This window comes from Streptomyces sp. NPDC001407, assembly GCF_042895325.1.
Taxonomy (GTDB): domain Bacteria; phylum Actinomycetota; class Actinomycetes; order Streptomycetales; family Streptomycetaceae; genus Streptomyces.
In genome coordinates this window covers 1-16327 of sequence record NZ_JBIAWF010000014.1, presented here as the reverse complement: position 1 = coordinate 16327, position 16327 = coordinate 1, and the positions used below count along the sequence as shown (strand labels likewise).

The following is a 16327-nucleotide window of genomic DNA, read 5'->3' as shown; positions in this document are numbered from 1 at the left end:
GAAGGGCGCGGGGACGTGGCGCCCGAGCCGCGGGCGGGTTTGGCTCACCCCGCGGGGAGCCGAGGGCGCGGGGCCCGCCGCGGTGAGGCGGCGGGCGGAGCGGACGGCCGACAGCGCGGGGTGTGGGTGCCGCGGCCGGACGGGATCAGGCGCCGGACTGAGGGGGCACGGGCGTCGAGTACTTCGTGCAAGCGGGCGTGGTGTCACGGAGGTCAGGCCCCCGCAGCCCGCGGCTGCCGCGGGGCAGGAGCCCGCACTTGAGGCGTTCCCCGCCGTCGCGGTGCTGCTTGATGACGCTGTGCGCGCAGTCCCCGCAGAAGGCGGGCGGTTTGAGGAGATTGGTGTCGAGCAGCGGGGCGCGGGTCGCCGGGTGAAGACCCAGGTCGAGGAACTGGCGTATCGAGCCGCGGCCCGATCGGGCCGGTGCGGGGGAGAGAGCAGTGCTCATGATCGGGAGTTCCTTCCGGAGTAAATAGGGGAAATGGGGGGCTGTTGGCGGGTCGGCGCTGGTTGGGTGGGCGGCTGCGGAGCGGCCGGGCCTGGGGTGGTTACTGAGCCTTGCGCTTGTCGACCTGGTACGACTTCCTGGCCGAACGGGTGATGTCGGCGAAGTCGAGGCCGAGCAAGTCGGCATAGGCCCGCAGATCGGCCAGCAGCTTGGTCAAAGCAGCCGAAAACGTGATGTGGGTGTCCTCGGCTGTGTGCACGCGGAGAACCGCGGCCGCGTCGCTGGCGTGCACGTAGCCGTCGAAGCAGTGGTCGACGGAGGCCGCGTCGTCGGGGTTGGCGAGCGGGCGTACGGACTTGTGGACGTTCGGCATGGCGGACAGTGCCCGTTCGTCCAGTCGCGCGCCGGTTTCGCCGCTGAGGCAACGGTCGATGTCGGTGTGCATGTAGCTGGCCAGGTGCATCAGGTCGCACGTGAGGTCGGCCAGCGTCAGCCAGGTGCCGCCGGGCTTCTTGCGATAGGCGATGAGCGCGGCGGTGACGTCGTGGGCAGCGGCAGTTGACATGGGCGAACTCCTGGGAGAACGAGCGGAAGTGATTCGGGGGGCCGAGATGCGGCGCCGCGCGATACGTCTAAAGTACATTCAGGAGTCGCGATATGCAACAGCGGGACCATGGTTGAGCCGGACGCCCCGTCAAGGGCACCCGGCTCCGCACTGGTCAGGTGGTGATCTGCTGGAGGAAGTCGGTGTTGGCCTTCACGTCGTGGCTTAGCGTCAGGGACCGCCGAGGCAGTTTGCTCAGAAGGTCCAGCAGAGGCCCGTTCCCGGTGGTGATGGCGGGAAGGAGGCCGAAGACGTCGGGGTAGCGGTCTTCGGTGCCCGGAGTGAAGAAGTCGCTGGCTGCCACGGTGCGATCGGAGTGCGCCAGGGCGGGATTGGAACCCGGGGTGATCTGGGGGAAGAGGATGCGGGTGGCGATCCCTTCGGTGGCCAGGGTGAGACCGAGCCAGGTGTGGAGCTGGTCGGGGAAGAACTGGGGCTTGAGCTCCTTGCCGGTCTCCTTCCACAGGGGTGTGCGGCTGCCCGCGTTGAGGGCATCGGTGACCTTCTGGTGCTGCGTGGGGTGGAGTTGTTCGCCGCTCTGAAGGCGTGCGCGAACGGTCTCGTACCAGTCGAGGGCGTCCAGCAGACCGAAGCCAATGGCCGCTGCGGAGGGCCAGGGCAGGACGCGCAGGCGGTCACGGTCGGGGCGGATGAAGACGCGGTCGTTGGCCAGCAGCTGCCAGCCAGCGCGGGCAAGAAGGAAGGCGGTGGTGGTTTTCCCGGCTCCCTTGTCGCCCAGGGTCAGCACGGTCTGACCGTCACGGACGACGGCGGAGGCGTGCAGGATCGACCAGCCGTCCGCCAGCAGCTGCCCGCGGACGGCTTCGCGGGCGAGTCGGGCGGCGGCCAGGGCGACGGGGACGTCCTCGCAGCCGTAAATGTGCAGGGGGCCACCGGGCTCGGCCCGGTAGGCGAGCTTGTCGTCGGGCTGTGAGGCGAGGACGGCGCCGTCGTCGTCCCGGTCGACGTGCATGGCCGAGTTCGCGTAGACGGTCTCCTCGTGGGGGTGGTCGGCTACGCGCTGGGCGATCTCGGTGACCCGGTCGGGGCTGACATCGGCGATCACCGCTGCGTCGGCGTCCGCAGTGGTGCTGGTGGCGTTCCACCAGGGGCCGAAGTAGCGGAGGGCCCAGTCGGTGACCACCTTGCTGTTGCTGGTGACGGTCGCGGCCTTGCTGGCCGTGGCGATGCGGGTAGCGGTCCTGGTCACTGCGGTTTTCTCCTTCCATGAGGGATGTACGGGGACGTGCAGGCGGGCCAGCGGCTCGTAGGTGTCGCGGAGCTTGATGTCCGCGGCCACCAGTTGGCGGGCCTCGACGGCATCGAGCCGGGGGAGGCACACGCTTGGGGTTCCGGCGGTGAAGCGCAACGGGATTCCCATCCACCGGCCCGCGTGGTTGACGGTCAGCTCCACCACGCGGTCCTCCAAGCCGAGGCCGGCGCGGAGGGCGGCGATGACGGCGCCGGCCGGGCCGCAGCGGGTGCGGCCGATTCCGGCGTTGATCCGGGCCGGGCGGTCGGCCAGCTCGCGGCGGACCTGTCCGACCGGCACCTCGGCCGGGCGGCCGTTGACGCGGGTGGCCGACGCGCACACCACCGCCTGGTCGCCGTGCTCGCCGATCACATGCCCCTCCACGTCCTCGACAGGCACGTGGAGGAGGCGGGCGAGGGTGAGGCGGTAGCGGGCGGTATCGGTGTTCGAGCCGACCCCGTAGACGCGCGGGCAGCCGGAGACCTCGGCGAACAGGCGGGTGAGAACGTCGACGGGGTTGGTCACCATGACCACCAGCCCCTGGTAGTGGGCCAACGCCCGGGCCAGGGCGGCGATGACGGGGGCGTTCGCGTTCAGCCCGGCCATCCGCACGTTGGTACGGCTGGTGTTGATGAACTCGGCCCTCGGGCAGACCACCACCGCCTCGCAGGACACCAGCTGCCCCGGGTGGGCGGCGTGAACCGCCCGGACGGGGGAACCGATCACCTGACTCATGTCCTCCAGGTCGGTCACCAGGGCCCGGGCTGAGAGGCCCGTTCGGGAGACGACGCGGACGGACTCGCACCAGCCGCCGGCCGCCAGCAGCATGGCGACGCTCTGGCCGACGGCCCCGGCGCCGATCACCCCGATCGCCCCGGTCTTCGGCCGCGTCACCGGTTCGCCGCCTTCACCACGTCGGCCAGCGCGCGCCGCCACACGGCCCGCGGGTCCGCCCCGGCGAGCAGAGACGCGGTCGTGGTCTCCAGCAGGCTGCATACCGTCTCCGCCCGAGCAGTGAGCTTTCCAGCGTGCTCAGGCAGGGGCAAGTCGGCCGGGCAGGTCAGGTAGGTGCTGAGGATGTTGGTGGTGTCCATCAGCCAGAGCACCACCAGGTGCCGCAGCCACTGGGCCCGCTCGTCGGGGGCGAGGTCGTCGGTGAGGGCGTCGGCGAACTCCTCGATCCCGGTCGCCGTCGCGTCGGCCGCGACCAGGTCCGGGGACGAGGCGATCAGGCCGAGTACGGTCCGGGAGATCAGCTTGGCCGCATCGGTCTGCGGCCGTCCCCGGCCCAGGCCCGGGTCGAGGAAGACCGGCCGCCCGTCGGCGCCGTCGGGAAAGACGACGTGGTCCGGCTTGAGGTCGCCGTAGATCACCGGCCGGTGCCCTGCCGCCGGGGCGGGCCGAAGCCGACGCAGCCGCAGGACCACCGTGCTCAGGACCTCCCCGGTCTGTCCGGCTTTGCACAGGTAGGTGGGGCCGCTGATGCCGTTGAACTTGCGGTCGAAGGTGGAGCCGATGCCCCGCTCGGTGATGGCCGCCTCGTCGACGGCGCGGGCGACGGCGGGCTGCTGGAGTCCGGCGAGCTCGACCACTGCGCGGGTCATCAGCTCGCCGGTCTGGTGCGGGTCCTTGGCCAGCAGGTCGGCCAGCGTCGGCCCCGTCACCGGCTCGGTGAACAGCACCCCGCCGCTGAAGCCGGCCACCAGGCAGGCCCGCACTCCGGCCTCCTGGAGGATGGCCAGGCCCCTGGCCTCCCGCTCCAGCAGGGTCCCCGGCGATCCCTGGTAGGCGGCCTGGGCCGCCCTCACCTGGGCCCAGTCCCCGGCCGTGCCCCGCAGCACCGAGACCAGCGACATGCCCAGCAGCGAGACCTTCGCGTACAGCGGGCGGCCGTCCACCGTCAGGCGGCGGACATAGGCGGTGACGCTCGGCATGTGCTGGCCGAGCCGCACGGTGCCGCCCGGCCACATTTCGGCGGCGGCCTGCTTGATCTTTTCGTCCGCGTAGCCGAAGACCTCGGCGGCGGCGATAGCCCTGGAACCGGCGGTCATCGCCAGCCTCCCGTCGTGGTGGTCGCCGCGTCCGGCAGGGACATGGCGGCGGGGGCCTGCTCGGGGCGGTCGAGGTCGTGGTGGACGACGGCGGCCAGGCTGCTGGCCGCGGCGATGGTGCCCAGGGCCCAGATCCAGCCGAGCACGGGCCCGAGCCAGTCACCGCAGGGCCTCCTGCCGCCGCCGGTCGTACGGCACGTGTACGTCACCGTCGTCTCCTTCTCGTCCCAGGGGTTGGAGGCAGCGGGCCGCTGACGTGGGGAGGAGACGGTGATCAGGCGCCGGCGGTCCGCTGCCGCTTCATCCGCCCACGCAGGTCGGGCGGTGAGCTTCAGTCAACGGCCGTACGGACAAGGCGGGGAGGGGCCAGGATGTAGGGCAGCTGTAGGCCCGTGTAGGCCAGGAGGCGACGGCACCGTGGCGACCAAACAGGAACTCGCCGAACTCATCCGACACGCGTGCGAGAAGCGCGGCTGGGGCCCTACCAAGCTCGCCCGTGAAGTCAGCATCGCCGCCGGACGGCCCCCGGACACCCTTGAGCGTCAGTACGCCCGCCGGTGGTTGAAGGGGGAGCGGGCACCGACGCACTGGCTCCCGTACGTCGTGCAGGTCCTCGACTTGGGCTTAGAGCCCTCCGGAGAGACGCGAACCGGCGGGTCCGAGGAGGAGGCCACCGATACCGTGGCATCAGTCATCCAGTTGGGGGTGCGAGACGTGAACCGCCGTAACTTCCTGGCCGCCACGAGCGGTTACGCCCTGAGCGCCCTTGCGCTGCCCGATCTCGACAGCATTACCCGCCGCATCGCGACCGCCCCAGCTGGAGCCGTACGCGTCGGAGCTGGGGAGGTCGCTGCCGTCCAGCAGATGGTCAAGGGCCTCGGTGATGCCGCCGCCGAGCTCGGCGGCGGACACGCCCGCCATCTCGCCGTGCGCTACCTCACCGACGACGTCGCCCCCTGGCTCAACGGCAAGTACACCGAGGCCACCGGCCGCGAGCTGTTCGCCGCCACCTCCCAGCTCGTCCACCTCGCCGGCTGGATGGCCCAGGACGAAGGCAACGACCCTGAACACCAAGGCCGGGCCCAGCAGTACTACGCGCACGCCTACCGCCTCGCCGCCGAAGCCCGCGACCCAGAGCTCTCCGCCACCGCCCTGCGCGGCCTGGCCGTCCAGGCCACCGATCTCGGTTTCCGGGCCGAAGCCGTCCAGCTCGCCGAGGCATGCGTGCGCTACGGCAAGGACCTGGACAACCCCCGGGCCGTCGCCTACTACCAGGCGACCCTCGCCAACGCCGCCGCCCAGGACAACGACCGAAAGCTCGCCACCCGCCACCTCACCCTCTCCGAGACCGCCATCGCCCACTCCGGCGCCACCGCAGGCGAGTCCTGGGCCGCCCACTACTCGCCCGGCCGATGGGCCCATGAATCCGGCATGATCCTTGCCCGCCTCGGTGACCTCGACGCTGCTGAAGAACACCTGCGCCTCTCCCTCGACATCCACGGCCTCGACCGCCGCCGCACCCGCGCGATCGTCTTGGCCGACCTCGGCGGTGTCCGCCTCCGCCAGGGCGACCTCGACGGCGCCCTGACCACCTGGAACGACTTCGCCGACTGCGCGGCCGGCATCCGCTCCATCAAGGTCCACACGGCGGCCGACGACATGTGCACCCGGCTCAACCGGTTCCGCGGCATGCCCGAGGCGGATCAACTGCGACAGAAAGTCGTCGGACTCGTCTCGTAGCAGGTCGAAGGCCCCGAACGGGCTGCTGCGGGCTGCACGGGCCCGCAGCAGCTGGGGGAGGAGGGTTCTTTCGCGTCGGGGAGGCACGACGTGGCGAAAGGAGGCGTGATGCAGACGGCACGCTGCGCACTGTTGGGAGAGGCTAGGTGTCCAGGCCGAGGTTGACGACCCGGGCGGAGAATCTCAGGCCTTGGGCGTCCGCCACGTCTGCGTGAGTTTCCGCCGGAGGTCGGACTCGTACTCGTCGGCCTTCGCCCCGTAGACCCTCTCGTAGGCATCGAGGTCGGTGGGGCTGGCGATGAGCTGGTGGAAGTCCTCCGGGAACGCCTGGGCGAACAGGTGCATGTAGAGGTGGGCAGCGGCTGAATTGAGCGGGGCGGGCAGGCTGCTCTCCATGAGGACGGAGATCATCTCGGCGGCCGTCGCGGGCTGGGTATTCCTGCCCTCGGCGACCCGGTCGAGCACCTCCGCGGCGTGGGTCCGGTAGAGCCGCTCCGAGGTGTGAAGACGGCCGTGGGTCGGCTTGATGAGAGGAAAGGCGCGCCAGATCGGTCCCCGGCCGGTCTCCTGGTGACGCTGCTGGGCTGCCTGGATCTCCTCTTCTCCCCATTCCAGCACGGCGAAGGTCGGGGCCAGCTTCAATTCGAGGTTGTGCCAGATGTCGTCAACGGTCTGTTCGGCAGCGGTGGTCACTGTATGTCCGTTCTGCTGTTCGCGGGGACCGGCCTGTCCCACGCCCACCGGGGGTCTCTGATCTCCGGTGGGGTGCCCAGCGCCGGGGAAGCCGTGTGGGGGTACGTGGTCAGGCCGTCGGCCGGGCGGCGCGCGCGGCTTCGATGCCAGCCCGGGTGAGCCAGGGACGGTGCTTGGGGCCCGTGCGGCCGTCGTCGCCGTCCGTGGGACGTACAGCGCCTGCTGAGTCCCGGTATTCGGCGAGCCGAAGCCGGACGAGCGCGTCTGCGGTCGGCCAGGCGGTCTTCGGCCCCAGGGCGCCGCGGTCGTCGGCGGAGTCGATGGCGGCGCGCTGGGAGTCAGGCAGGAGTGCGCGGCGCCCTGCGCCGGTGATGATGTACGGCTGGCCACCGGTGTCGGACTGGGCGATATCCGCGGGAAGGACGAAGCCATCGGCGTCATTGCGATAGACCAGGCCATCGTCCAGGTAGACCTGGAGAGTCGTACGGCTGACGCGGGTCGGGACGTGCCCTTTGGGGTGCGCGCATGCGGCACGGAGGTGGTGGGCGGCGGGAGGGTAGGCCTGCTTGCTCATCGCGGTCCCTCCAGCGCGGGCACCGAAGCCGACGCGAGGAAGCTCTGCGCCGACGCGGTCGCCGGCGGCTGCGGCGTGCGGCAGCCGCGGCCCTCGCAGCCCGTCGCTGCGCGCGGGTTGGCCCACTGGCACGCGGGGCAGCGCCACATCAGGCCCGTGGAGAGCGCCGCCGCAGTGATTGCCGCCTTCTGCGCGGTGTCGGCACCGCCCAGCAGTTCCTCCAGCACGGTCGGATGCGGTGCGCCTGCCTGGCTGTCGTCGAGCACCACGGTGTCCTCGACCTGCACGCGCAGCGGCACGGTGCCGTCGGGCCGGACGATGTGCTCCGGGTCTGCACCGTCGAGGTGGACCGAGATCCGCAAGACGCCGTCCTCAGGATCCAGGTAGGCGAAGGTGAGAACTCCGACCACCTCCATGCACTGGGGGCCGTCGTTGTCGGCCGGGTGGAAGACCGCAGCGCGATTGAGGGCCGCAGCCTCGGCGCCCTCGGGGAAGGCGAAGTGGACCGGCACGATGCGGCCACGCTGGGGCCGGATGACGTCTTCGGCGACCAAGTCGTAGCCCTCGTCCGGCATCGCGGTGCCCGACGGCCCGTAGTAGAGCTCCACGGTCTCGGAGTCATCGGCTGGCGGGCGCTCGGGCACTCCGTCCCGGCCGGACAGGTTGTCCCAGCATTCGCGCACGTAGGCGGCGAGCTCGGACAGGGCCCCGGTCCGCGTGGAGTAGATGTAGGTGGTGTCCTCGTGGCGGTTCCAGATCCGCAGCCGCCAGACCTGTTCACCCGGCCGCGCCCCCCACACAGCGGAGACGGCCGGGGACGGGTTGCCGGTGGCCTCGGCCAGCACGGCCTCGCGGGCCCGGCCGGCCAGCTCGCGATAGGGCTGGGACAGGTCGGCAGCGGAAGGGGAATCGGCCAGGGCACCGGCGATACGGACCAGGGACTCGATCTCGGACGGACGGAAGCGTGTAGCGATCATGATGTCCTCGTCGGTGACGGAGGCTCGGCGGGCGGGGCTAAACGGCCCGCCCGCCGGGCGGGTGGAGGCGCCGCCGGGCATGGCCCGGGGCGCGGGGAGGTCACAGGCCCAGGGCCTGGAGGGCCGCGACCATCTGGAGTGCTCGTTCGCGTTCGGGCGAGAGCCGGATGCGGCGGATACGGAGCGGCCGGGACGGCAGTTCGATCCCGACGGCCGCGCCGCCGGCATCCCGGCGGAGCTGGTACTTCTCCAGCGGCAGCATCCAGGCATCCCAGTCGGGTGCCGGGCTGGCCGCTCGGTCCGGGCCTCGTGGTACGAACCGGCCGATGGAGCAGAAGCAGTCAGGGTCGTCGCAGCGCCTGAGGGAGGCGTGCGACGCAATTCCGCCCTCGCGGTATGTCCCCGCCGTCCCGTTCAGGATGGGACACGCTTGTTCGGCGTACCGGAGGCACTGCGGGTGCAACCCTGGCTCAGGTCCGTATCCGGCACCCACGTCCTGAGGGCGCACCACGATGAAGAACCGCTCATCCAGGGGGCGTTCGCAGAGCTGACACAGGCGGCGCTCGAATGCGATGGCGCACTTGCGAGGGTCGAGCCCGCCGAAAGCCACTGTTCCCTTGTGCTCGAAGGACACATACGGTACGACCAGGCCGCCCAGCCGAGGCCGGTGGGCACACACCTGCGGGATCGCGGGCACGCTCACCGCGCATCACCCCCGAGGGGAGCGATCGACGCGGCATCGGCGGAACGCAGTCGGCGCAGCAGCTGCCGGATGCGGCTGGAGCGCCCGTACTCGTCGCCAGGCAAGGTGGTTTCGAACAAGGCCCGGGCCAGGTCGATGTCCACCGCGTCGGTGTCGACCCCGTACAGCGGCAGCACCGCGCGGATCAACCGGTTGTGCTCTTCGACGGGGTGCCCGACTTCGTCGGTCAAGGCCCGGTAACTCGCCAGCGCTTGGACACGTGTGGAGCGCTCGCTCATAGCGTCCGGAGACCAGGCGAGTCGGCCGGTGTCGTCGGCCAGTGCGAGAGCTGCTTTGAGGGTGCTGTCACCGTTGTACGAGCGGAACATCACCGCGGCGAGCCACATGTGATGCTCGGGCAGGCCCTTGGGCGAGATCCAACCCGCGAGAGCGGTCTCTGCGTTCTCGGTGACGGTGGAGCGAGTGAAGCGCTGGAGAACGCCAGGGTCGAGCGCTTCGGCGTACTTCTCGGCATAGTCGGTCATCGGTGGTCCTTGCGCGGGAGGGCGGGGCCTGTCGGGCGCGGGGGCACCCGGTGTGGAGGCCGGATGAAGAGGTGTCGAGGCGGAAGGGGCACACGTGGAGTGCTCCTCGCCGGGCAAAAAGGAAGGCTGGTTCATACGGACGGTGGTGACGCTCACCAACCAGCAAGAAATAGATTACACGCAAGAATCGCGGTATGCAACGCCCGGGATGTGCAGCACACCTCCATCTGCCTCGATCGTGGTGAACGAGGCAGACAACAGGGACTTGCAGAGCTGCCGGATGCCACCGTGCTCCCACAGGGCGCGGGTCCCGGGCAACGCGGCTGGCCACCACTGCACCGAGACCGTCTCCTCGACGACGTCGACGGCGACCCCGTATCCCTCGTCCCGGCTCCAGTCGGCCATCAGCACGTGAGGGGCCAGGACTTCGACAACCCGCCCACGCAGGCGGACCGTCTCCTCGTTGGTGCTCCGGGCGGCGATCTGCACCGCCCGGGCTTCCGCCTCGGACACCGGCCGGTAGACGGTGCTGCGGATCTCGTCCTCGGCGACGACGAGCGCTCCGCCCTGCGCCCGCAGGACCCGCTCCCGGCCGGCCGCCACAGCCAGCTCGAGCACCTGGGTGGCGGAGACGACGGTGTCGCGCTCGTCCCCGGGGACGGACGTTGCCCGGTAGTGCCTGTGCCGGACCAGATCCACGGCGTGACGCACGTCCAGCATGGTGCGAGCGAGCTCATGAGCACCCGGCTGGCAGTTGGCGGCGTACTGCACAAGGCGCCGGTGGATCTGGGCAGCCTCGTGGTCAGAAGGGCACTTGAACTCGCTTCCTGTCACGTCCCGGACCACGAAGTCGATCACCTGCGGCAGGTAGGCGGCGGTGAAGGAGGACCGGCGCAGCAGCCGGAGTTCCAGCTGGCTGTACGAGCGTGGAGCGAGGGCCTCGGCGATCTCGGGCATGGGAAAGGCGTCCCTTCTGTGCGTGCGTCGGCAGCGAGGGTCAGGGGCCGGGTGGCGACGGGGCGTTAAGGAAGTCCATCCAGGCGTCGTGTTCGGCCACTGTGAGGACGGGGGTCGGGACGATGGGCGCTCGCCCGAAGCACCGGTCGCACTGGCGGACGTCGTCCTGGCGCGTGCCGACGTCGGAAAGCCGTTCCGGGACCTGGGCACCGCAAAGGGCCGCGACCTCGTCCGCGGGCGGTTGCAGCGTCAGGTGCAGGTGCCGACCGTCGGGCACCGGTCGGACCCGGACAACTCCCGGGGGCTCGGATTCGGGGGCGAAGTGACGGGCCAGAAAGCGCACGACGAGATCCTGGGCGGCCTGGCGCCGGGCACGGGGTGTGCGGGTGTCGGCGGGCTGTTCCTCGACGACGCGGAGCACGGGTCTCAGCTCCGTGGCCAGCTGGGCGATGAGCGCCTGTGCCTCGGTGCGGAAGGCGGGGCTGTCCCCGCGAGGATCATCGTCGCGCAGCCCGCACCAGAGCCAGGCCGACGGCACGAAGCTGGCGAGCTCGCCGAGCAGGTCGTAGGAACGGCTGACGGCCCAGACGGCGTAGTGCGCACACGGGCGGTGGGCACAGGTTCCGGCGGGTGCCTGGCACATGCGCAGCTCGAAGCGAACCCCGAGGTCGGTCGCCTGGGTGCGGACGATGCCGATCTCCGCGGCTCCGTCGTCCGGCCGGTTCCTGCACCACCAGGCGGGTACCCGCGCCAGCGCCGGGCCGGCCTCGCGGCTGGGGCCGAGACCGGGCGGCTCTGCCACGCGGGCGGCGTACAGGGAGGTGTGGGCCGAGATGACACGGCCGTTGTCGAGCACGAGATAGGTCATGCGAGGCCTCTCAGCATCAGCCGGGCGCGGGAAGTACCCGGCTGAGTGGCGTGGAGGCCGGGCCCTGCGCGGGCCCGGCACAGAATGGTCAGGCGGACAGCTGCTCGGCGGCCGTATCCGTGTTGCCGGACAGACTGCCCTTGGGCGCCTTCCTGATGGCGATGCCATCCTCCGGAAGCTGCTTCGAACCACTGATCAGGTTCTTGAAGCCCCGGCCGGGGCGGAAGCGAAGCGCCGAATGCCTCTTGACCAGAATGCGGTCACCGGTCTGGGGGTTGCGGGCGTACCGGGCCGGGCGGTCGACCTTCTCCAGGGAACCGAAGCCGGTGACCGAGACGCGCTCACCCGCGACGACGGCGCGGACCATGGCGTCCAGGACCGCATCAACCGCAGCGGCGGCCTCACGCCGTCCGCCGAGCTTGTCCGCGATCGCTTCCACGAGCTGGGCCTTGTTCATGTCGGGAACTCCTGACTGATACGGGAAGGGGGAAAGACAGCGGGAGCGCGCCGGGGCGCTCCCGCTGTGGATTCAGAGACGGGCGTAGTGCCGGAGGGTCCTCTCGTAGTCCGCCAGACGGGCCTTGGCGATCACGGTGCGGTCCTGCGTGCGCAGCACGATGCCTTCGGGACGGCGGCCACCGTCGGCGTCCAGTGCCACCTGGGTCTCCGGCAGCCGGGAGATGAGGAAGTCGCGCATCTCCTCGATGCCGGTCGGAACCTCGGCGGCCGGGATCAGCCCGAGACGCGGGGTGAGTTCGATGCCTTCCCACGCGGAGAGGCCGCGCAGCTGCTTCTCCGGCCAGAAGGCCTGGCCACCGCGCTCACGCCAAGCGGAGACCTCGGCGGGTGTGCGGTTGAGGATGTCCTCGGGGATCGTGGCAGCGTCGAACATACGGAAACCGACCCGGCCCTGGCCGGTGTACTGACGGGCATTCGAGCCGATCTTCCCGCCGTAGACCTCCAGGTAGAGCACCCGGACGCCGCTGTCGGGGGCGGCCAGGCCGTCCGCGACAGGCCGAAGGGCAGCGATCGCTTCCTCCTTCGGGTTCGCGATCAAGTCACCCCGTGCGTAGAGCAGTTCCTCGCGGGAGCCGATGATGTAGGACCCGTCCGGGAACACGATGATCCGGGAATTGGTGCCATCCACCTTCTCCGTGAGCACGACGTCGCCTTCGAAGGGGGTGGCGGTGTCGAGGAGAACCCCTCCCTTCGGAGCGCGCTCGTGGAACGTGAGGATCGAGGGGTACTTCGTGGCCGAGTTGAGCGATTCGAGATCGATGCTGCGCATGTCAACCATGTCTGTACGAACTCCAGTTCAGATGAATGAGCCCCGCTGAACGCGATGACCGGAGGGAGGGGGAGTCGGTCGTCGACGCGAGGTCTCTCCGACCCGACGACAACGACAATACACTTAGAGATAGGTATCTGCAACGCATGTCGTCGTGTTGACGTAATCTCAGCGTTGTGTCAGGCTGACATAACGACAGCGGGTCGGAGTGCCAGGCCAGTTCACGCCGCCTCCCCGCCGTGCCCATCCCAGACTTCCCCGAATGCCCCAACTCCCGGGAGAAACCCGTGATGCCGACATCCGTCGCCTCCTCCGCCGACACCAAGCCGACCGCCGCGTTCCTCGGCACCCGAGTGCTGGACACCCACGCCATGGACCGGGCCGCCGGTGTCCTCCTCGGCGCCGCATGCGGCGACGCGCTCGGCGTGCCCTACGAATTCGGCCGTCGGCTCACCGACGACCAGCAGCCCGCCATGATCGGCGGCGGTCTGGGCCCCTACCAGCCGGGCGAGTACTCCGACGACACCCAGATGCACCTCTGCATCGCTGCCGTCGCGGCGAGCGGAGCCGACCTGACCAGCCCCGCCGCCCTCGACCAGATCGCCCGCAACTTCCAGACCTGGCGCAAGGAAGGGGCCAGTGACATCGGGTCCCAGACCCGCAACGTGCTGAGCACTGCCGAGAACAGCCAGACGGGCACGCCCGGGCAGGCCATGACGGCGGCGGCCGACGCCTACACGGCGCGCACCCGCTACAGCGCGGGCAACGGCTCGCTGATGCGTACCGGAATCGTGGCCCTCGCCTACCTCGACGACATCGACGGCATGGTGACAGCGGCCACCCGGGTCAGCTCCCTGACCCACAGCGACCCCGAGTGCGTTGAAGCATGCATCCTGTGGTGCTCGGGTATCCGCACCGCCGTCCTGGAAGGCACCTTCGACGGCGTCCGGCAGGGCGTGCAGCTCCTGCCCGCCGACCGCCAGAGCGTGTGGAACGCACGGCTGGACGAGGCCGAAGCCAACCCGCCGCACCACTGGTCCCGCAACGGATACGTCGTCACGGCCCTTCAGGCCGCCTGGTCAGCCATCACCCGCACACCGGTCCCTGAGCACGCGCCGCACCACGGATCGTTCCGCGCACAGCACTTCCAGCTCGCCACGGAGGCCGCCGTCCGCGCGGGCGACGACACCGACACCGTTGCCGCGATCGCGGGCGCCCTCCTGGGCGCGCGCTGGGGCGTCTCCGCCATCCCGCTGAACTGGCAGCAGGCCGTGAAGGGGTGGCCAAATCTGACGGCCCCCGACCTCGTCCGCCTGGCCGTCCTGACGGCCCGAAAGGGGTTCGATGACCCCGACGGCTGGCCCTCGGCCCGCCGCGTACCGATCCCCGCCTACGCGGGCGAAGCCTTCACCGTCGCCCACCCGGAAGACCCCGGTCTGCTGCTGGGCAACCTCCCGCTCACCCAGTACCGGGGCAAGGCCCCGGTCGACGCGGTGGTATCCCTGTGCCGCGTGGGCCAGGACCCCATCCTCTCCGGCACCGATGTCGAGCACGTACGCGTATGGCTGGTGGACAAGCAGGGCGCGAACACCAACCTCCACTACGTCCTCGACCAGGCCGCCCGCGAAGTCGCCCGGCTGCGCCAGGAAGGCAAGCGAGTACTGCTGCACTGCTTCGCGGGCCGCTCGCGCACCCCGGCCGTCGCCGCCGCCTACAGCACACTGCTCGGTACGCACCCGCACACGGTGCTGACGGCGATCTACCAGGCCCTGGGCCAGCGGTGGACCCTGTTTGCGCACTTGCAGCTGCACGACGCCGTATACGAGCTTGCCGGATACCAGCCGCACCGCCCCCGGTTGTGGAACCTCAGCCGCGTCGTGCGCAAGCACCGGTAGAACCTGTCCACGAATACACACCGGGTATGAGTCGGCCCCGCCCTCTAAGCAGAGGGCGGGGCCGACTCATACCCGACTACCTGGGCTCGAAGTTCCCTTTGCCGCGCCGGCTACGGATGAACTCGTACACCGTCTCCCGGTACCAGTGATAGGCAAAGACCGTGGGGCTGCCGCCGTCGTCCGGAGCCCGGTCAGCAAACGGGATCTGCCCACGGCTGTGATAAGCGTGCATCGTGCTGCGGGAATTAGGTTCACCGTTGGTGGCTTCCGCCCAGATCATGGCGAAGTCGTCCACGTCCAGCAGGTCCCGCGGGTTGCCTTCAGGCAACAGCGGCCCCGTGCCGGTAAAGGACGCCCACACGTGCGGACGGGCCGCCATCACCCAGGCGTCGACGTCGTCCTGATCCCATGTGCGAGGCCGTTCTCTGCGGAGCGACTCAGGGAAGGCCGGACGGACGACCTTGCCGCCCTCCCGCTTCTCCTCGGTCCGCGCCCAGTACCCCACTGTTGAGAGCGGCTGGTCGAACCGCTTGGCGATCCCCTCGAGGTCCAGCTCGACGCGCTGCTTGCGCCGTGAGCGGCCCTTGGCCCCTGCGGGCCGGGCGGCCGACGCGTTGGAGCCCTCGGCCGGCGTGATCGCAGCGGCGCCGGGCGCTGCCTGCGCCATCTGTTCCTGGGCCGCGGCCCAGGCCCGCTTCTTGTGCTCCCGAACCCACCTGTCCACCGCGGCCGCGTTGTAGGTCTTGGTCTTCGGGTGCATCGCAGGAAAGCCGTCAAGCTTGGCCCAGTTGCGGACCGTGGCCTCGCTGACGAGGTACTTCGAGGCGATCTGGCGAACCCCCAGGCTCTTGGGCTCGTTCGCTGTGCTGACCGTCGGCTCCTCGCCGGCACCGCCTGCAGGGGCCGGCGCCGCGGACGGCGTGCTGCTCTTCGACGACCTCCTGGCACGGCGCGGCCGTTGAAGCCACTGGTACACCGTCGCCCGGTACCACTTCCGGTCGGTGACCTCGGGCTCGCCTTCCTTGCGGTCCCCCGGTGTCCGGTCAGGCCCGGGCATCGTCCCCTTGGAGATGTAGCCCCGCAGGGTGGTGGCCGGCACGGGCTCCTCCCGGCCGATCACCTGCGCCTCGAGCCTGCCGATGTCCGCGAGCGACAGCAGGTCCTTGTCCCCGCCCTCCGGCAGACCCAGGGGGTTGTCCGAGTCCTGTCCCTGCGCCCAGTAGACACGGAAGTTCTTCTCCAGCCAGGCGTCCACGGCTTCGGCGTTGCGCACCAGGAGGGTGCCAAGAACACCGGCCGGCCTTCCCGGGGGGAAACCTTCCATGGAGGTCCAGTTATGTACCTGGGTGACCGCGACCTTGTAGATCGCCGCGATGTCCTCGACGGTCAGGTCCTTGTTCTCGGCGTCGGCGGGGATCACCGTTGTCACTCCTTGTCGGCCTGGCGGCGAGGGTGCAGGCCTGGTCGGTGGCCCTGTGGCCGGAGCAGGTTCTGGGGGCTGGCGTCTGGACGGGGTGTTGCCGGCCTGGCTGGCTTCTCTAACGCGCCAGCCTCGGATCGTGCAGGGGCAGGCGCGCCTAAAGTACATCTAATCTTCGAGGTATGCAACAAGGGGGTGTTCCGGGGGCGGCCGGCTACCAGGAGGTTGAGCGCCGAAGAGGGTGTTGGGGGGGGGGGGGGGCGGCCGGGCCCCCCCCCCCCCGCGGCGCGGGGTTTTTTTTAATAGGGGGCCCCCCCACCCCCCCCCTCGCGC

General features: G+C 70.3%; 16 protein-coding genes and 1 pseudogene. 2 read left to right on the top strand and 15 right to left on the bottom strand.

Going from position 1 to position 16327, the window contains the following annotated elements; all coding sequences use genetic code 11:
* Positions 1 to 145: 145 nt before the first annotated feature.
* From ACFY1P_RS19885 to ACFY1P_RS19865, 5 genes are all read right to left on the bottom strand, one after another.
* Positions 146 to 448 (bottom strand): hypothetical protein, encoded by a 303-nt coding sequence (locus ACFY1P_RS19885; RefSeq protein WP_390751318.1) that lies wholly within the window; start codon positions 446 to 448, stop codon positions 146 to 148.
* A 100-nt stretch (positions 449 to 548) separates the two neighbouring features.
* Positions 549 to 1013 carry a hypothetical protein gene (locus ACFY1P_RS19880; RefSeq protein WP_390751317.1) on the bottom strand — a complete coding sequence of 155 codons (465 nt, stop codon included), beginning with the start codon at positions 1011 to 1013 and terminating at the stop codon, positions 549 to 551.
* Positions 1014 to 1167: 154 nt separating this feature from the next.
* Entirely contained in the window at positions 1168 to 3198 is a 2031-nt protein-coding gene (locus ACFY1P_RS19875; RefSeq protein WP_390751316.1) for a hypothetical protein, read from the bottom strand.
* Complete coding sequence (locus ACFY1P_RS19870; protein ID WP_390751315.1) at positions 3195 to 4355, bottom strand: hypothetical protein; 1161 nt, start codon at positions 4353 to 4355, stop codon at positions 3195 to 3197. Before ACFY1P_RS19870 ends, ACFY1P_RS19875 begins: the two co-directional genes overlap by 4 nt.
* Entirely contained in the window at positions 4352 to 4564 is a 213-nt protein-coding gene (locus ACFY1P_RS19865) for a hypothetical protein (RefSeq protein ID WP_390751314.1), read from the bottom strand. The genes ACFY1P_RS19870 and ACFY1P_RS19865 overlap by 4 nt, the downstream gene beginning before the upstream one ends.
* A gap of 208 nt (positions 4565 to 4772) precedes the next feature.
* On the opposite strand from ACFY1P_RS19865, the gene ACFY1P_RS19860 reads away from it, so the two are divergent.
* Positions 4773 to 6095 carry a tetratricopeptide repeat protein gene (locus tag ACFY1P_RS19860; RefSeq protein ID WP_390751313.1) on the top strand — a complete coding sequence of 441 codons (1323 nt, stop codon included), beginning with the start codon at positions 4773 to 4775 and terminating at the stop codon, positions 6093 to 6095.
* A gap of 183 nt (positions 6096 to 6278) precedes the next feature.
* Here ACFY1P_RS19860 and ACFY1P_RS19855 read toward each other — a convergent pair whose 3' ends face one another.
* The 9 genes and pseudogenes from ACFY1P_RS19855 to ACFY1P_RS19815 form a co-directional block, all read right to left on the bottom strand.
* Entirely contained in the window at positions 6279 to 6788 is a 510-nt protein-coding gene (locus ACFY1P_RS19855; RefSeq protein WP_390751312.1) for a hypothetical protein, read from the bottom strand.
* 109 nt (positions 6789 to 6897) lie between these two features.
* The gene (locus ACFY1P_RS19850; protein ID WP_390751311.1) at positions 6898 to 7362 is read right to left on the bottom strand and encodes a hypothetical protein; all 465 of its coding nucleotides are present in this window, start codon (positions 7360 to 7362) and stop codon (positions 6898 to 6900) included.
* A complete protein-coding gene (locus tag ACFY1P_RS19845; protein WP_390751310.1) occupies positions 7359 to 8339 on the bottom strand; it encodes a hypothetical protein in 981 nt (326 codons plus the stop codon). Before ACFY1P_RS19845 ends, ACFY1P_RS19850 begins: the two co-directional genes overlap by 4 nt.
* Positions 8340 to 8439: 100 nt before the next feature.
* Entirely contained in the window at positions 8440 to 8601 is a 162-nt protein-coding gene (locus ACFY1P_RS19840; protein WP_390751309.1) for a hypothetical protein, read from the bottom strand.
* Positions 8602 to 9038: 437 nt separating this feature from the next.
* On the bottom strand, positions 9039 to 9566 hold the full coding sequence (locus ACFY1P_RS19835; RefSeq protein ID WP_390751308.1) for a hypothetical protein: 528 nt from the start codon (positions 9564 to 9566) through the stop codon (positions 9039 to 9041).
* Positions 9567 to 9740: 174 nt separating this feature from the next.
* Positions 9741 to 10523 carry a hypothetical protein gene (locus ACFY1P_RS19830; RefSeq protein WP_390751307.1) on the bottom strand — a complete coding sequence of 261 codons (783 nt, stop codon included), beginning with the start codon at positions 10521 to 10523 and terminating at the stop codon, positions 9741 to 9743.
* 40 nt (positions 10524 to 10563) lie between these two features.
* Positions 10564 to 11391, bottom strand: a complete 828-nt coding sequence (locus ACFY1P_RS19825) for a hypothetical protein (protein ID WP_390751306.1) — start codon at positions 11389 to 11391, stop codon at positions 10564 to 10566.
* 103 nt (positions 11392 to 11494) lie between these two features.
* Positions 11495 to 11848 (bottom strand): annotated as a pseudogene (locus tag ACFY1P_RS19820) (HU family DNA-binding protein); the annotation flags it as partial.
* Between the two features lie 72 nt (positions 11849 to 11920).
* Positions 11921 to 12679, bottom strand: a complete 759-nt coding sequence (locus ACFY1P_RS19815) for an RNA ligase family protein (protein WP_390751305.1) — start codon at positions 12677 to 12679, stop codon at positions 11921 to 11923.
* A 290-nt stretch (positions 12680 to 12969) separates the two neighbouring features.
* Here ACFY1P_RS19815 and ACFY1P_RS19810 point away from each other — a divergent pair, with 290 nt between their 5' ends.
* Positions 12970 to 14574 (top strand): ADP-ribosylglycohydrolase family protein, encoded by a 1605-nt coding sequence (locus ACFY1P_RS19810; RefSeq protein WP_390751304.1) that lies wholly within the window; start codon positions 12970 to 12972, stop codon positions 14572 to 14574.
* A gap of 76 nt (positions 14575 to 14650) precedes the next feature.
* Here ACFY1P_RS19810 and ACFY1P_RS19805 read toward each other — a convergent pair whose 3' ends face one another.
* Positions 14651 to 15994 (bottom strand): helix-turn-helix domain-containing protein, encoded by a 1344-nt coding sequence (locus ACFY1P_RS19805; RefSeq protein WP_390751303.1) that lies wholly within the window; start codon positions 15992 to 15994, stop codon positions 14651 to 14653.
* Between the last annotated feature and the right edge of the window lie 333 nt (positions 15995 to 16327).

Bases quoted from the DNA above. Each gene is read 5' to 3' on its own strand.
- ACFY1P_RS19825 (WP_390751306.1), bottom strand. From the start codon at position 11,391: ATGACCTATCTCGTGCTCGACAACGGCCGTGTCATCTCGGCCCACACC.
- ACFY1P_RS19830 (WP_390751307.1), bottom strand. From the start codon at position 10,523: ATGCCCGAGATCGCCGAGGCCCTCGCTCCACGCTCGTACAGCCAGCTG.
- ACFY1P_RS19840 (WP_390751309.1), bottom strand. From the start codon at position 8,601: ATGCTGCCGCTGGAGAAGTACCAGCTCCGCCGGGATGCCGGCGGCGCG.
- ACFY1P_RS19850 (WP_390751311.1), bottom strand. From the start codon at position 7,362: ATGAGCAAGCAGGCCTACCCTCCCGCCGCCCACCACCTCCGTGCCGCA.
- ACFY1P_RS19835 (WP_390751308.1), bottom strand. From the start codon at position 9,566: ATGACCGACTATGCCGAGAAGTACGCCGAAGCGCTCGACCCTGGCGTT.
- ACFY1P_RS19880 (WP_390751317.1), bottom strand. From the start codon at position 1,013: ATGTCAACTGCCGCTGCCCACGACGTCACCGCCGCGCTCATCGCCTAT.
- ACFY1P_RS19885 (WP_390751318.1), bottom strand. From the start codon at position 448: ATGAGCACTGCTCTCTCCCCCGCACCGGCCCGATCGGGCCGCGGCTCG.
- ACFY1P_RS19845 (WP_390751310.1), bottom strand. From the start codon at position 8,339: ATGATCGCTACACGCTTCCGTCCGTCCGAGATCGAGTCCCTGGTCCGT.
- ACFY1P_RS19810 (WP_390751304.1), top strand. From the start codon at position 12,970: ATGCCGACATCCGTCGCCTCCTCCGCCGACACCAAGCCGACCGCCGCG.
- ACFY1P_RS19815 (WP_390751305.1), bottom strand. From the start codon at position 12,679: ATGCGCAGCATCGATCTCGAATCGCTCAACTCGGCCACGAAGTACCCC.
- ACFY1P_RS19870 (WP_390751315.1), bottom strand. From the start codon at position 4,355: ATGACCGCCGGTTCCAGGGCTATCGCCGCCGCCGAGGTCTTCGGCTAC.